This window comes from Mitsuokella apri, assembly GCF_051886055.1.
In the GTDB taxonomy this organism is placed as follows: Bacteria; Bacillota; Negativicutes; order Selenomonadales; family Selenomonadaceae; genus Mitsuokella.
The window spans coordinates 177,514-193,458 of record NZ_JBJEXT010000070.1 but is presented as its reverse complement, the minus strand read 5'-3'; the positions used below and the strand labels follow the sequence as shown (position 1 = coordinate 193,458).

The following is a 15,945-nucleotide window of genomic DNA, read 5'->3' as shown; positions in this document are numbered from 1 at the left end:
TACAACAGGAGGGTGATGACGTGAGCAATATCTTTAAAAAATGGAAGCATCTCATCCCGGTGGAAAAATCGGCGACGGGACATCAGGAATTTTTTGAAGGCGGCCGCGAATGGGAAGATACCTACCGCAACCGCTGGTCTTTTGACAAATGCGTGCATTCGACGCATGGCGTCAACTGCACGGGTTCGTGCTGCTGGAATATTTATGTCAAGAACGGTCTCGTAGCTTGGGAAAATCAGGAACACAATTACCCGGAGACGGGTCCTGACATGCCGGACTTTGAGCCGCGCGGCTGCCCCCGCGGTTCGACGTTCTCGTGGTATCTCTACAGCCCGCACCGCATCAAGTATCCGTATCTGCGCGGCGAGCTGGCAAATCTCTGGCGCAAGGCCCGCAAGGAGCACAAGACGGCTCTTGAAGCCTGGCAGAGCATCGCCAATGACCCCGCCAAGACGAAGCAGTATAAGGAAGCACGCGGCAAGGGCGGCTTTGTGCGCTCGAGCTGGGATGAAGTATCGGAACTCGTCGCTTCTTCGCTGCTGCACACGGCTACGAAATACGGCCCGGACCGCAACTTCGCGTTTGCCGTCATTCCGGCCAAGTCGATGATGTCGTATGCGGCCGGTGCGCGCTTCATGCAGCTCATGGGCGGCGCAGCTCTGTCTTTCTACGACTGGTATGCCGACCTGCCGCCGGCAAGCCCGCAGATTTGGGGCGACCAGACGGATGTGCCGGAATCCTCGGACTGGTTCAATGCCGGCTACATCATCACGTGGGGTTCGAACGTGCCGCTGACGCGTACGCCGGACGCCCATTTCCTTACGGAAGCACGCTATAAGGGCACGAAGGTCGTCTCGATTGCACCGGACTATGCCGAATCGACGACCGTGGCGGATACGTGGATTTCTTTGAAAGTCGGCAGCGATGCAGCGTTTGCCATGGCTATGGGCCATGTCATCCTCAACGAGTATTATTGGGGCGAGCCTGCCGAGTTCTTCACGGAATACACGCGCCATTACACGGATTTCCCGTTCCTCGTACGCCTTGACGCGCGCAAGGACGGCAGCTATGAGTCGGGCCGTTTCCTTAACGGCAAAGACATGGGCCGCGATGACAAACACGCGGAATTCAAGCACTATGTCATCGATGAGCTCACGGGCAAACTCGTCGTTCCGAACGGCACGATGGGCGACCGCTGGGACAACAACAAGAAATGGAATCTGCGCGAGGAAGACCGCGATACGGGCGAGAAAATCGTGCCGCAGCTTTCGGTATTCGGCAAATTCGATGAAATCGTCGAAGTCGAGTTCCCGTATTTCGGCAATGAGCGCGAGGAGCGCATCATCCACCGCAGTGTGCCGGCAAAACGCATCAAGACGAAGGATGGCGAAGTCCTCGTCACGACGGTTTACGATCTGACGCTTGCCAATTACGCCATTGACCGCGGCCTCGGCGGCGAATGCGCATCCTCTTATGAAGACGATGTGCCGTATACGCCGAAATGGCAGGAAAAATACACGGGTGTGCCGGCTGAGACCTGCATCCATACGGCCCGTGAATTTGCCGACAATGCCATCAAGACAAAGGGCAAAACGATGGTCATCATGGGCGGCGGCATTAACCACTGGTTCCATGCCGATATCGTCTACCGCACCATTTTGAACCTGCTGCTCTTTACGGGTTCTGAGGGCCGCAACGGCGGCGGCTGGGCTCATTATGTCGGCCAGGAAAAACTGCGTCCGGCAGAGGGCTGGGCCCGCGTCATGACGGCTACGGACTGGCAGGCTCCGCCGCGTCTGCAGAATTCGACTTCCTTCTATTATTTTGCGACGGACCAGTGGCGCAGCGACGAGATCGATATGCAGGATCTCGTTTCGCCGATGGAAAAACCGCGCTACCGCCATGCGGCTGACTACAACGTCATGGCTGCCCGCCTCGGCTGGCTGCCATCGTACCCGACCTTCCATAAGGGCGGCCAGCAGCTGACGGATGAGGCAAAGAAACAGGGGATGGACGTTAAGAAGTACGTCGTACAGTCCCTCAAGGACAAGAGCCTGCACTTTGCGGCGGAGGACCCGGATGCACCGGAGAATTTCCCGCGCAATCTCTTTGTTTGGACGGCCAATCTCTTAGGCTCTTCCGCGAAGGGCAACGATTTCTTCAATAAATATCTGCTCGGTACAGAGCATACGGTGTTTGCCGAAGAGGAAGGCCCGACGCGTCCGACGGAAATCAAATGGCGTGAACAGGAAGAACTCAAAAAGCCGGGCGGCGCTGCTGAGGGCAAGCTTGACCTGCTCATCGACATCGACTTCCGCATGGCTGGTACGGCTCTTTACTCCGACGTTGTGCTGCCAACGGCTACATGGTACGAGAAAGATGATATCTCCTCGACGGATATGCATCCGTTTGTGCATCCGTTCCAAGCGGCAGTCAATCCGCTCTGGGAAGCCAAGAGCGACTGGGATGTGTTCCGCACGCTCGCGGGAGCTGTCTCAAAAGTAGCAAAAGAGGCCAATCTCAAGCCGTATGAAGATATCGTCGCCGTGCCAATCGGCCACGACAGCGAGGGCGAGACGGCACAGCCTGAGGGCATCATTCGCGACTGGAGCAAGGGCGAATGTGAGCCAATTCCGGGCAAGACGATGCCGGGCCTCGTACCCGTAACGCGCGACTACACGAAGACGTATGAGAAGTGGATTGCCCTCGGACCGAATGTCTCGAAGAAGATGGGCTCGCTTGCGATGACCTGGGATTCTTCGGCTGAATACGAGGAAATTCGCCGCCGCAACGGTGTCATCGAGAACAAGGACTACATTTCCTACGGCATGCCGTCGATTTACGACGCACGTCAGGCCGTTGAGGCCGTTATGGGTCTTTCGACGACAACGAACGGCAAGGTCGCAGTCAAGGCTTTCAAGAGTCTTGATGAAAAAACAGGCCTTACCAATCTCGAGCATCTTGCCAAGGACCGCGAGAGCGAGCGTTTTACGTTCGACGAGATTGCCGCACAGCCGAAGGAGACAATCACGTCGCCGACGTTCACGGGCAGCAATCAGGGCCGCCGCTATACGCCGTTTACGACGAATATCGAAGAACTCGTACCGTTCCGCACGGTCACGGGCCGTCAGTCCTTCTATCTCGACCATCAGATGATTCGCGAATACGGCGAGACCATGGCGACGTTTAAGCCGATCCTCGACTACCGTCCGATTAAGAATCTTTTGGGCGGCGCGAAGGAAATCACGCTGAAGTATTTGACGCCGCATAACAAATGGTCGACGCATTCCATGTACTTTGACAGCCAGCAGCTTTTGACGCTGTTCCGCGGCGGCCAGACGGTCTGGATGAGCGAGAAGGATGCACAGGAAATCGGCGTGCGCGACAATGACTGGATTGAACTTTACAACCATAACGGCGTTGTCACGTCGCGTGTCGCTGTTTCGCCGCGCATCCCGCAGGGCACGGTCTTCATGCACCATGCCCAGGACCGCCACATCAATGTGCCGGCCTCGAAGATCACGGGCACGCGCAGCGGCACGCACAATACGCCGACGCGCATCCACATGAAACCGACACATATGATCGGCGGCTATGGCCAGCTCAGCTATGGCTTCAATTATTACGGACCAACGGGCAACCAGCGCGATATGTACGTTGTCGTGCGCAAGATGCAGGGGGAGGTTGACTGGCTTGAAGATTAAAGCACAAGTTTCCATGGTCTTAAATCTTGATAAGTGTCTTGGCTGCCATACGTGCTCCATCACTTGCAAGAATGTCTGGACCAACCGCGAAGGCGCGGAATACATGTATTTCAATAATGTAGAGACGAAGCCGGGCATCGGCTATCCGAAAAACTGGGAAGACCAGGAAAAATGGAAGGGCGGCTGGAAACTCGGCAAGGACGGCAAGCTTTCGCTGCGCACGGGCTCGAAGCCGGAACGTCTCCTGAAGCTCTTCTATCATCCGGATCAGCCGGAGATGGACGATTACTATGAGCCCTGGACGTATGATTACGAGACGCTGATTCATTCGAAGCGCCGCAACCATCAGCCGATTGCGCGCCCGCGTTCGCTGATTACGAACAAGCGCATGGAAATCAAATGGGGCCCGAACTGGGAAGACGACCTTGCCAATGGCGAATCGGCCCGCAAGGACGTCAACCTCAAGAATATGGCCGGCGATGTCATGCTGGAGTTCCACGACCTCTTCATGAAATATCTGCCGCGTCTCTGCAACCACTGCCTGAATCCGGCCTGCGTCGCTGCCTGCCCATCCGGCGCCATCTACAAGCGCGAAGAAGACGGTGTCGTGCTCGTCTCGCAGGACGGCTGCCGCGGCTGGCGTCACTGTGTACCGGCCTGCCCGTACAAGAAGGTTTATTTCAATTGGAAGACGAATAAGGCCGAGAAATGCATTTTCTGCTTCCCGCGCCTTGAGAACGGCCTGCCGACGATTTGCTCGGATACCTGTGTCGGCCGTATGCGCTACATGGGCGTGCTGCTCTACGATATGGATAAGGTCGTGGCTGCGGCTTCGACGCGCGACAAGGGCGAGATTTATCATCAGGTGCTCGATGTCATCGCGGACCCGAATGACCCCGATGTCATTGCCTCGGCCCGCAAAGAGGGCATTTCGGAGCAGTGGCTGCAGGCTGCGCAGAATTCGCCGGTTTATAAGATTGTCAAAGAATGGCAGCTTGGCCTGCCTCTGCATCCGGAATTCCGCACGCTGCCGATGGTCTGGTACGTACCGCCCCTTTCGCCGATTACGCGGCGCGTCGAGGCAGACTGCTACCTGCCGGAGGCCGATGAGATGCGCATTCCGATTGCCTATCTCGCCGAGATTTTCGCAGCCGGCAATACGGCTGTCATGACGCGCACGCTGCAGCGCCTGCTCGATATGCGTTATGTCATGCGTGCCAAGACGACGGATGACGATCTGCCGTCACATCTCGAGTTCACCCCGGAGGTCTACGAAAAGATGTTCCGCCTGCTCGGTATTGCCAAGTACAAGGACCGCTTCAACATCCCTGCAGGCATTCAGGGCAAGAGCCATGGCGAAATGCGCAAAGATCAGGGCGGCGGCTGCTACACCTGCCCGGGCGGGGGGTGCTGATATGGCCGATGCAAAGGAAAAAAAGATGGAAGACTATCAGAAAGTCCTGATGCTCACATCCCATCTCTTTGAGTATCCCGATGCTGCGTGGTGGCAGGAACTCCCTGACTGCCATAAGGCTTTGCGGGAAATCGAAGCCAAACAGCCCGTTTCCGTATTTTCGGACTTCCTCGACTTCGTGGAAAAGGACGGAGCCAAGGAATACGAAGACCTTTATGTGCGTTCCTTTGATTTCTCGCAGAATACGAATCTCTATCTGACGACGCAGGAACGCACGGACTTTGGCAAGCAGTCGGAAGAAATGCATCATTATAAAGAATTGTTCCTGATGAACGGTCTCGATGTCGAAAAGCAGCTGCCGGATTATCTGCCGGCCCTTTTGGAGCTCGCAGCTTCACTGCCGGCAGAAAAGGCTTCCCACGTGCTTGAAAAAATCAAGCCGCGCGTCGAGCTTCTGCGCTCGCGTTTCATCGAGGCAAAGCTGCCGCATGCTTTTCTTCTGGACCTCGTGTTGACGGAAACGGCAGGATTGGAGGCATATCATGCATGAATTTTTCTACGGCGTCCTGCCGTATATCGCCCTGACGATTCTGATTGGCGGCACGATTGTCCGCTATACGGTATCGGAGCGCAATTGGACGACAAAATCAAGTGAATTTCTCGATAAAAAGAGCCTGAAGTGGGCGAACCCGATTTTTCATCTGGGCCTCTTGATGGCGTTTGGCGGCCATTTCATCGGTATTCTCGTACCGAAATTTGTCACGGAAGCAGCTGGTACGGACGAAGCGACGTATCACATGATTTCACTGGCCGGCGGTATTCCTGCGGCCATTCTGTTCCTCGGCGGCTTCCTCTGGCTCATGAAGCGCCGCTTCTTTGGCAGTGCCCGTATGCAGGTCAATACGAGCGCGACAGACAAGCTGCTTTATCTTTTGCTGCTGCTTGCCATCGTTTCGGGCACGACGGCTACGGTCATGAACATTTCAGCGGGCTTTGACTACCGCGAGAGTATCTCGCCGTGGTTCCGCTCCGTGCTCATGCTGTCTCCTGATGTGAGCCTGATGAAGGACGTGCCGGCTATCTTCCAGTTCCACATGTTCACGTGGATGATGGTGGCCATTGTCTTCCCGTTCTCGCGTCTTGTTCACTGTTTGAGCCTGCCGTTTGAATACCTCATGCGCAGCAATATCGTCTATCGCCGCAAATGAGAACATCGTAACGACATAAGTTCATATACGTAATGCAAATAAGCGAAGTCTACACAGGGCTTCGCTTATTTTTTGTAAACCTGTCAATCCAGTACAGATGATGGTATAATGAGAACATATTTGTTTTTCTGGGAGATGATAAAAATGGAAAATACAAAGATGAAGCGCGGCCTCAAGAACCGTCATCTGCAGATGATTGCCTTGGGCGGCGCCATCGGTACGGGGCTCTTTTACGGCTCGGCTTCGACGATTGCTCTCGCGGGTCCTGCCGTCATGCTCGCGTATCTGATTGGCGGCATCGTGATTTTTCTCATTATGCGCATGCTCGGAGAGATGGCCGTCGATGAGCCGGTATCGGGCTCGTTCAGTCATTATGCGACAAAGTACTGGGGGCGTTTCCCGGGATTTCTCTCGGGCTGGAATTATTGGTTCAATTACGTGCTCGTCTCTATGGCAGAGCTTACGGCCGTCGGCATTTATATGAATTTCTGGTTTCCTGACCTGCCGCAGTGGATTTCGTCGCTCGTCTGCCTCGTGGCCATCACGGCGCTCAATCTCGTCAATGTCAAGGCATACGGCGAAGCGGAATTTTGGATGGCTCTCATCAAGATTGCCGCGATTGTCAGCATGATTCTCTTAGGCCTCGGCCTGCTCTTCACGAACGGGCAGCCGTTTCCGGAGAATTTCAGCAACATCTGGTCCAATGGCGGCTTTATGCCGAATGGCCTCTGGGGCCTCGCGCTTTCGATTGCCGTTGTCATGTTCTCGTTTGGCGGCATTGAGCTCATCGGCATCACGGCCGGTGAGGCGGAAGACCCTGACCGCACGATTCCGCGCGCCATCAATCAGGTCATTTGGCGCATTCTGATTTTCTACGTCGGCACGATGGTCGTGCTCATGGCCCTCTGGCCGTGGAACAAGGTCGGCATGGAGGCAAGCCCCTTCGTGCAGATCTTCAATAACGTCGGCATTCCGGCGGCTGCGCATATCCTCAATTTTGTCGTGCTGACGGCAGCCGTATCGGTCTACAATTCCGCGATTTACAGCAACAGCCGCATGCTCTACGGCCTTGCGGGCACGGGCGAGGCCCCGGCCTTTTTCCGCAAGCTCTCGAAGCACGGCGTGCCGGTGCGCGGCATCCTCGTTTCCTCGGGCATTACACTCATCGTCGTCGCACTCAATTATTTCCTGCAGGGCCATGTCTTCATGTACCTCATGATGATTGCGACGTGTGCCGCTGTCATCAGCTGGGTCGTCATCTGCGTGACGCATTTGAAGTTCCGCGCTTACTGCCGCCTGCATCACAAAGATACGAAGTTCAAGGCCATCCTCTATCCATGGGCGAATTATCTGTCTCTCGTGTTCCTGGCCGGCGTCATCTTTTTCATGACGCAGATTCCTGACATGCAGCTCGCCGTGCTGTTCCTGCCCATCTGGCTTTTGGTGCTTTGGTTCGGCTATTGCCAGTACCGCAGACACAGAATGTAAGTTTCCTTCTAAAATAAAATATAAGTGGGATATAAGCAAAAAATTCCAGCCTTTTCAGGCTGGAATTTTTTTGCACATATGGGGATTCGCTGGAACAGTGAAGTGATAGGAATATAGGAATAAAGGTAAGGTTTTATTTTTTGAGCAGTTCGTTTTCGATGCGCTCGCGGGCCTGCGGTGCCCATTCATTCATCTTCTCCGGGAAACCGAAGATGGAGACGCAGGCGATGTTGTCGCCGCCGACTTTCGGAGCGTCCGGTTTGAGCTGCTTGTTGGCAAAATCCATCTCGCGCAGGGTCTCGAAGATGCCGTCAAAGTCGACATCGCCCATGCCGAGGTTCAGATGCTGATGGACGGAGACATCCTCGCGGCCGCGCTGATTCAGGGACGGTGGGTTCAGGATGTAGCGGCAGTCGAGCGTCTGGTTGTACGTATCGGCAAAGAGTACGTGCGTGAGTTCGTCGCCGGCGTATTTGAGCATGTGGCGGACATCGCCCTTGCCCTGGTCGTAGAAGAAGCCGTGCGGGGAGGCGTAAACGTAGCCGAGGTTCTTGGAGCGGAAGGACTTGACCATGTCGCAGGTCTCGTCATTGAGCTCGCAGAAGTCATATGGATGCGACTGAATCTCAACGCGCAGGCCTTCGCGCTCGATGATCGGCAGCAGCTCTTCCATGGAGCGGAACCACATGCCGTTGCAGATTTCCTGCTGATTCGGGTCGCCCGAGAGCTCCGTGTTGATGACCGGCACGCCCATGTTGACGGCAATCTGAATCATCTTTTTCCAGTTGGCGACGGCCATCTTGCGCTGTTCTTCGGTCGGACCGGACCAGCGGTAAACGCAGATGAACGAGGAAATCTCGACGCCCGTCTCCTTGAGGGCTTTGCGGTATTCTTCCTCGCATTCCTTGGAGAACAGCGGGTGTTTATAGAACGGATTGATGCGCGGATGCGGGGACTGCTCGATGTATTTATAGCCCCAGTCGGCAACCTGATGAACGAGATCGTTGATGCTCATCTGTTTCGACAGTACGTCGACATCAAATGCAATTTTCATGATAAACCCTCCAGATTGTAAACGATAAGAAACAATATGTACGGACAGCATGATTATTTTTTGTTCAGCGCTGTTTTCTTGCTGTGCTTATAAAATACCATGATAAAAAGGCGTTGTCAAGAATGTTCAGACTATGCTGTGACCCTAGAAATGGCGCGGTTTTAGCAGGATTGTACAAGTATTTTTCAGCAGTGGCTGACAAAAGAAGCGGAAACAGCAGGATTGTGCAAGTTTGCTCTGAAAAAAATTTTTAAAAATTTTTTTGACGAGAAATAATAAAAAAGAATAATAAGGAAGCTGGACAAGATTGTACCATTTCTTCATGTGGACAGGCCTGTTTTGCCAGAAAGAAAGACAACATGGTGGAATTAATCAGGCATATTTCGACGTATAATGACAGCGTAAGGTCAAGCAAGACGAACAAACAAGGTCAAGCAAAACTTGGGAAGCAAATAAAAAGATCAGGGGAGGAATTTTTCATGGCAATCCATATTACAGGTGCTCCGTGCTGCTGGGGCGTCGATGACGTCAAGAATCCTTATCTGCCGCCCTGGCAGAAGGTCCTCTACGAAGCAGGACAGGCCGGCTATAAGGCCATTGAGCTTGGGCCGTATGGCTATCTGCCGCTCGATATCGATGTCGTGAGCAAAGAGCTCGAGAAGAATCACATCGGCATTGTGGCTGGCACGATCTTCGATAATCTGCTGGACGAAAACAATTATGAGAATGTCCTGCATCAGGTCGATGATATCTGCGGCATCATCACGAAGCTGCCAAAGCTGCCAACGGAACCCGGCCAGCGTTATCCGGCACCGTATCTCACTGTCATGGACTGGGGCCACGATGAGCGCGACTACAATGCCGGTCACAGCGACAGGGCACCGCGCCTCAGCGATGAAGACTGGGCGCGCATGATGAACCACATCAAGGGCATTGCCGAAAAGGCCGCTTCGTGGGGCGTCCGCGCTGTCGTTCATCCGCATGCCGGCGGCTACATTGAATTTGCCGACGAGATCGACAAATTAATGCGCGATATCCCGAAGGAAACGGCGGGGCTTTGCCTTGACACAGGCCATCTGCGCTATTCGGGCATGGACCCTGTAGAATGGCTGCGCAAGTACGCAGACCGTCTCGATTACGTTCATTTCAAGGATATCAACGAGAAGGTTTATAAAGAGGTCCTCTCCGAGCACATCCGTTTCTTCGAGGGCTGCGGCAAAGGTTCGATGTGTCCAATCGGCACGGGCATACTCGATTATCCGGCCATTTACAAGGTACTGACCGAAGAGATTCATTACAACGGTTATATCACGGTCGAGCAGGAGCGCGACCCGCGCAACGTGGCGACGAGCCTGCGTGATGTCAAGGCCAGCTGCGACTACCTGCACAGTCTCGGCTTTGAATAAAGAAGTTCAGAAATATCCATAAAATATACAAATCATTTGGGATGGGTTTTAGAAAAGACAAAGATAAAAGAAAAAGGAGCGTTTATCATGATTAACGGTGAAAAAGTACTCGATCATCCGATTCGTTGGGCTATGGTTGGCGGCGGCCGCGGCAGCCAGATCGGCTATATCCACAGAAGTGCCGCCCTGCGTGACCGTTCGTTTGAGCTCGTTGCCGGTGCTTTCGATATCAATCCGGAACGCGGCAAAGATTTCGGCATTCAGCTTGGTGTGGCTCCGGAACGCTGCTATCCGGATTACAAGACGATGCTGGCAGAAGAAGCAAAACGCAGCGCCGATGACCGCATTGAAGCTGTGACGATTGCCGTACCGAACGGCCTGCATTATGAAGTCTGCAAGGCTGTACTCGAAGCCGGCTTCCATGCTGTTTGTGAAAAACCGCTGTGCTTCACGACGGAGCAGGCTGAAGAGCTCGTTCACCTCGCTGACAGCAAAGGCCTCGTTGTCGGCGTAACGTATGGCTATTCCGGCCATCAGCTTATCGAGCAGGCCCGCCAGATGGTCATTCACGGCGACCTCGGTGAAATCCGCCTCATCAAGATGCAGTTCCCGTTTGGCGCTTACAACACGCCGGTCGAGGAGACGAACTCCGCAGCCCGCTGGCGCATGGACCCTGCTAAGGCCGGCCCATCCTTTGTCCTCGGTGACGTTGGCACGCATCCGCTGTTCCTTGCTGAGACGATGGTACCGGATTTTGAAATCGAGAACCTCATGTGCACGACGAAATCCTTTATCCCGACGCGCAAACTCGAGGACAATGCCTTTGTTATCATGAACCTCAAGGGCGGCGCACAGGCCACCTGCTGGGCTTCTGCCATCAACTGCGGCGCGCTGCACGGCCAGAAAGTCCGCATCGTCGGCTCGAAGGCTTCTGTCGAATGGTACGATGAACGCCCGAATCAGCTGACGTATGAGATTGAGGGCGAGCCTGTCCGCATTCTCGAGCGCGGCGGTGCTTACCTCTATCCGTCGGCACGAGCAGAAGACCGCATCAGCGGCGGCCACACGGAAGGTCTGTTCGATGCATGGTCGAATCTCTACCGCCGCTTTGCCATCGCCATGGAAAAGGCCAATAAGGGAGAGAAAGTCGACTTCTGGTATCCGGATGTCCATGCCGGTGCCGAAGGCGTCAAGTGGGTTGAAAAGTGCGTAGAATCCGCAAAGAAAGGCTCCGTCTGGGTCAAGTACTAAGTTATACCCTGCAAACCCAAAAATATCCTGACTGCTGTACAGAAAATGCCGCTCTTTTTAGAACGGCATTTTTTTGATTAGTTGACTGAAAATCAGATTTTGCGATAGGCCTTGCGGTAATCGCGCGGTGACATGTTCGTGATTTTATGGAAGGCTTTGTTGAAATAACTGGAGCTGTTATAGCCCGTGCGGATGGCGATTTCCGTAATTGGCAGCGAGGTATCGATGAGGAGAGTCTGGGCTTCGCCGATGCGTCGGCGCGTGATGTACTGCAGCGGCGCGTAGCCGCTGGATGCCTTGAAGGCATGGGCAAGATGATAGGTGCTGATGTGAAACTTGCGGGCGAGCTCGTCGAGTGAGATGTTTTCATCGTAATGTGCATCGAGATGACTGCGCACAGCGTCCATGAGATTATGTTCCTCGGGCGGCAGTACAACGCTTTGCTTCGTGAGCTCCATAATAAGCAGCAGGAACGAACAGAGCAGGTGATTGATGCTTTCTTCCGGATGAAAACCTTTTCCCAAAGCACAGCGCTGCATGAGCTCGAGCAGCTGGCAGAAATAAGGAAAGAGGCAATCTGTTTTTTGTACAGGCAGCATGCCTTTTTTTAGGAACTGTCCTGCAGGCAGGGGCGGGAGCTGCAGGCCGCGGACAGCACCGGAATAAATCGAAAGATTGCGGTTGGCCGGTGAAGATTCATCGTGCATGACATTTTCGCCAATCAGCAGCAGGTCGCCTTTTTCTGTGAAGTAGCGCTGTCCATCGATGATGTGAATGCCGCTGCCTTCCGTAATCAGGATGAATTCGGCTACATCCTGATGGCGGTGCATGGTGCGCGGCATGGAAGTATACGGTGTTTTGGCATGGTAAAATGTCACAAGCCGCGGCATGTTTTCTTTTGTGAATACAGAAGTATATTTTTCTGGAATGAAGGCCATGAAACCCCTTCCTTTCTAATTATCGGTGGTTCATTGGCGGCAGACCCCGCCTGCAGGCCAGGCCTGCTGAATTTGTCAGCATATTGCCGCAATGGGCGGATTTTCTGCGTGTTGTGAATTTCTTACTTCTATTTTAACAAATCTGCTGATTTTGGGCTAGAAGGCAGTGGAATTTTTGGAAACAGTGTAGTATATTGTAAGTATGAAATAAGGAAATCAGGGAAATTTTGATAGTATATTCATTGTGTATATGGAGGAACGCTATATGGAAAAACATACGTTGATTGCAATTTCGCGTCAGTTCGGCAGCGGCGGCCGTGAGGTCTCCAAAATCGTCGCAGAGAAACTCGGTGTACGCCGTTATGACAAGAAGGTTGTCGAGATGGCTGCTGACAACATCGATGGCGGCATGGACCCAGAGGAAGCCGTAGAGCTTTCTTACAACACGCCGTCCAACTGCATGGGCAATCTCGGTGATTACGGCTACGAGCGTGTTTCGCGCCACAACCGCATGTACATCGAGCAGGCAAAGGTCATCCTCGGTGTTGCCAAAAAAGAAAGCGCCGTTTTCCTCGGCCGCTGCGCAGACTATATCCTCAGAGACAATCCGGACTGCTATTCGTTCTTCATCTATGCAGACGATGAATTCCGCAAAGAGCGTGCTAAGACGGATTACAACGGCGCATCGCTTGAAGACCTCAACAAGGAAGAGAAACGCCGCAAACAGTATTATGAGTTCTACACGGGCCAGACCTGGGGTGCTCCGCAGCACTATGATCTCATGATCAATACGTCGCATCTGTCCCTCGAAGATGCTGCGGATCTCATCATCGACTATATTAAGAAGAATCCAAGAGGCTGAGAGGCCGCTTGCTGAGAAGAACTGCTGCTTTGCGGCAGTTCTTTTTTCTTTCGAATTCGTACAGATGACAGACAGGAAAGAGCCAACTCTGATTAATAAATTGTGATTATGACGATGACTTTTCAGAATAAATTTATTTTAGGAGAATTTGGTGGAAATGGTTTTACTTATCCGCCTAAACAGTGTAGAATAAAACTGTACAGAGGAATTTTCCTCGTTTTGTTCAGGCCGGGACAGGATGCCGCTGCGAATCGGTGCGCGGCTGTATCCGTCTAAATATAGTAGGGTAATGTAAAAAGAATAGGTGGGGATTAACACATGTTAAAGAAGACGAAAATTATCTGCACGCAGGGTCCTGCTACGGAGAGACCGGGCGTAGTTGATGCCTTGATCGCAAATGGTATGAACTGTGCACGTTTCAACTTCTCCCATGGTGACCATGCAGAGCATCTGAACCGCATCAACATGGTACGTGAAGCGGCTAAGAAAGCTGGCAAAGTCATTTCCCTGATCCTCGACACGAAGGGACCAGAGATGCGTCTTGGCGAGTTCAAAGATGGCAAGGTTATGCTCGAAAAGGGCAACAAGTTCACGCTGACGTATGAGGATATCCCGGGCGATGAGACGCATGTATCGGTCAACCATAAGGGCCTTTACACGGAAGTAAAGCCGGGCGATACGCTGCTCCTCTCCGACGGCCTCGTCGCACTGAAGGTTGACGAGATCCGTGGCAAGGACATCATCACGACGATTCAGAACAGCGGCAAGATGAGCACGAAGAAACGCGTTGCTGCTCCGGGCGTCTCCCTCGGCCTGCCGCCAATCTCCGAGCAGGATGCGAAGGATATCGTCTTTGGCTGCGAGCAGGACATGGACTTTGTCGCTGCTTCCTTCATCCAGCGTCCTGAGGACGTTCTCGCTATCCGCAAACTTATCGAAGAGCACGGCGGCCACATGGAGATTCTGCCGAAGATCGAGAACCTCGAAGGCGTTAAGAACTTCGATGCCATCCTCGAGGTTTCGGACGGCATCATGGTTGCTCGCGGCGACCTTGGCGTAGAGGTTCCGGCAGAGGACGTTCCTCTGATTCAGAAATCCATCATCCGCAAGTGCAACAAGGCCGGCAAGCCGGTTATCGTCGCTACGCAGATGCTCGATTCCATGGAGCGCAACCCGCGTCCGACGCGTGCAGAAGTTTCTGATGTCGGCAATGCCATCCTCGATGGTACGGATGCTATCATGCTTTCCGGTGAGACGGCTTCCGGTGACTATCCGATTGAGGCTGTTTCGACGATGAACCGCATCGCTCTGCGCATGGAAGAATCCCTGGAATACAAGAACCTCTTTGTTGAGCGCGGCTTCGAGCACAGCCAGAGCCGTACGCGTGCCGTTGCTCATGCTACGGTACAGATGGCTTATGAACTGGAAGTTCCGGCTATCATCACGCCGACCGACAGCGGCTACACGACGAAAATCGTTTCCCGCTACCGTCCGAAAGCAGCTATCGTTGCTTATACGCCGCATGAGAAGGTCGTCCGTCAGCTCAACCTGCGCTGGGGCGTATATCCGATTCTCGGCACGCAGTGGCATGATGTCGATGAGATGATCACGAATGCTGTTTCCGCAGCCGTCAAAGACGGTTTCGTTAAACGCGGCGATACGACGATCATCACGTCCGGCATCAAGCTCCAGAGCAAGACGAGTGTCGGCAATAACACGAACATGATTCGCGTTTACAAGATCTGACAGGATTCTGTCTTGGCAGAACGTTTGTCTTGACTTTTGGCAAAGCCATCGGAGATTTTCTCCGGTGGCTTTTCTTTTATAAATGGACAAATGTATTTTTTGAACATATATAAATGTTATAAGTATATAAATCGAAATTTTTTTCTAAAAATTATTGAGAAATATGTTACGATGTGATATGATGTAAATAGAGTTGGAATAAATAAAAGGAGGAGTATCTATGGGTTGGCTGGATACGATGACGCCGAAGCCGGACCGCAGCCGTCACAGCAGTGATGATTATATGTACATGGTGCATGGCTCATATACCGTAGCTAAGGCAGAGAACAATACCGTTTATTTTTCCGCAAAATATTCTAGTAAATGCTATAATGGCATTCCTCTTTCGAGACAGAAGACTGAAAATGATTCAGCAGCAATGCGGGAGAATTGATGGCAACCGAAAGATGAACAAAGCAGACAATGCAGCACACGACGTACAACGATTTGCATGGAATGGCTGGAACCTTTCAAGGAAAAGGTTTCAGCCATTTTTATTGCGGAAAGAATGGGTTGTATGGTATGATTAGAAGAGTAATTTGTATGTAATTTTAAGGGGGCCAATCTTTTGCTTACCATTTTGATGATATTGGATGCCATCGTCTGCATCATCCTGATTGCGTCGATTCTCGGTCAGGAGGCAAAATCCGCTGGTATGGGCGGCATGGGCGGCGGTGCCGATACCGTATTCTCGAGCAAGGCTCGCGGTATGGACGCACTTTTAGCACGCGTGACCGTAATCTTTGCCATCCTGTTTGCTGTCATCACGATTGTGATTGCACGTATGACGAATTGATTGAGGAAAATCCCCTGCTTTTGAGCAGGGGAAATTTTC

General features: G+C 52.9%; 13 protein-coding genes. 11 read left to right on the top strand and 2 right to left on the bottom strand.

The annotated features are described in order from the left end of the window. The first annotated feature begins 20 nt into the window (after positions 1 to 20). The 5 genes from ACI4OH_RS10975 (at position 21) to ACI4OH_RS10955 (ending at position 7,814) form a co-directional block, all read left to right on the top strand. On the top strand, positions 21 to 3,704 hold the full coding sequence (locus ACI4OH_RS10975; protein WP_432646253.1) for a nitrate reductase subunit alpha: 3,684 nt from the start codon (positions 21 to 23) through the stop codon (positions 3,702 to 3,704). Next, positions 3,694 to 5,118, top strand: coding sequence for a nitrate reductase subunit beta (gene narH, locus ACI4OH_RS10970; protein ID WP_435720932.1), 1,425 nt, complete (start codon positions 3,694 to 3,696; stop codon positions 5,116 to 5,118). The genes ACI4OH_RS10975 and narH overlap by 11 nt, the downstream gene beginning before the upstream one ends. A gap of 1 nt (position 5,119) precedes the next feature. Next, entirely contained in the window at positions 5,120 to 5,668 is a 549-nt protein-coding gene (gene narJ / locus ACI4OH_RS10965; RefSeq protein WP_439784738.1) for a nitrate reductase molybdenum cofactor assembly chaperone, read from the top strand. Beyond that, a complete protein-coding gene (gene narI / locus ACI4OH_RS10960; protein WP_432646250.1) occupies positions 5,661 to 6,326 on the top strand; it encodes a respiratory nitrate reductase subunit gamma in 666 nt (221 codons plus the stop codon). The genes narJ and narI overlap by 8 nt, the downstream gene beginning before the upstream one ends. A 135-nt stretch (positions 6,327 to 6,461) precedes the next feature. Beyond that, positions 6,462 to 7,814, top strand: coding sequence for an amino acid permease (locus tag ACI4OH_RS10955; RefSeq protein ID WP_432646249.1), 1,353 nt, complete (start codon positions 6,462 to 6,464; stop codon positions 7,812 to 7,814). Between the two features lie 133 nt (positions 7,815 to 7,947). On the opposite strand, the gene ACI4OH_RS10950 is transcribed toward ACI4OH_RS10955, so the two are convergent. Then, the gene (locus ACI4OH_RS10950; RefSeq protein ID WP_439784737.1) at positions 7,948 to 8,868 is read right to left on the bottom strand and encodes a sugar phosphate isomerase/epimerase family protein; all 921 of its coding nucleotides are present in this window, start codon (positions 8,866 to 8,868) and stop codon (positions 7,948 to 7,950) included. 479 nt (positions 8,869 to 9,347) lie between these two features. On the opposite strand from ACI4OH_RS10950, the gene ACI4OH_RS10945 reads away from it, so the two are divergent. Beyond that, positions 9,348 to 10,274 (top strand): TIM barrel protein, encoded by a 927-nt coding sequence (locus ACI4OH_RS10945; protein WP_435720931.1) that lies wholly within the window; start codon positions 9,348 to 9,350, stop codon positions 10,272 to 10,274. A gap of 87 nt (positions 10,275 to 10,361) precedes the next feature. Beyond that, positions 10,362 to 11,525, top strand: a complete 1,164-nt coding sequence (locus tag ACI4OH_RS10940) for a Gfo/Idh/MocA family protein (protein WP_432646247.1) — start codon at positions 10,362 to 10,364, stop codon at positions 11,523 to 11,525. 92 nt (positions 11,526 to 11,617) lie between these two features. On the opposite strand, the gene ACI4OH_RS10935 is transcribed toward ACI4OH_RS10940, so the two are convergent. Further along, positions 11,618 to 12,463, bottom strand: coding sequence for an AraC family transcriptional regulator (locus ACI4OH_RS10935; RefSeq protein ID WP_435720929.1), 846 nt, complete (start codon positions 12,461 to 12,463; stop codon positions 11,618 to 11,620). Positions 12,464 to 12,728: 265 nt separating this feature from the next. On the opposite strand from ACI4OH_RS10935, the gene ACI4OH_RS10930 reads away from it, so the two are divergent. From ACI4OH_RS10930 to secG, 4 genes are all read left to right on the top strand, one after another. Beyond that, the gene (locus ACI4OH_RS10930) at positions 12,729 to 13,325 is read left to right on the top strand and encodes a cytidylate kinase-like family protein (protein ID WP_435720928.1); all 597 of its coding nucleotides are present in this window, start codon (positions 12,729 to 12,731) and stop codon (positions 13,323 to 13,325) included. Positions 13,326 to 13,643: 318 nt separating this feature from the next. After that, entirely contained in the window at positions 13,644 to 15,071 is a 1,428-nt protein-coding gene (gene pyk, locus ACI4OH_RS10925; RefSeq protein ID WP_432646134.1) for a pyruvate kinase, read from the top strand. A gap of 220 nt (positions 15,072 to 15,291) precedes the next feature. Next, positions 15,292 to 15,504, top strand: a complete 213-nt coding sequence (locus ACI4OH_RS10920) for a hypothetical protein (RefSeq protein ID WP_432646135.1) — start codon at positions 15,292 to 15,294, stop codon at positions 15,502 to 15,504. Positions 15,505 to 15,693: 189 nt separating this feature from the next. Then, the gene (gene secG, locus ACI4OH_RS10915; RefSeq protein ID WP_295631409.1) at positions 15,694 to 15,906 is read left to right on the top strand and encodes a preprotein translocase subunit SecG; all 213 of its coding nucleotides are present in this window, start codon (positions 15,694 to 15,696) and stop codon (positions 15,904 to 15,906) included. Positions 15,907 to 15,945 lie beyond the last annotated feature (39 nt).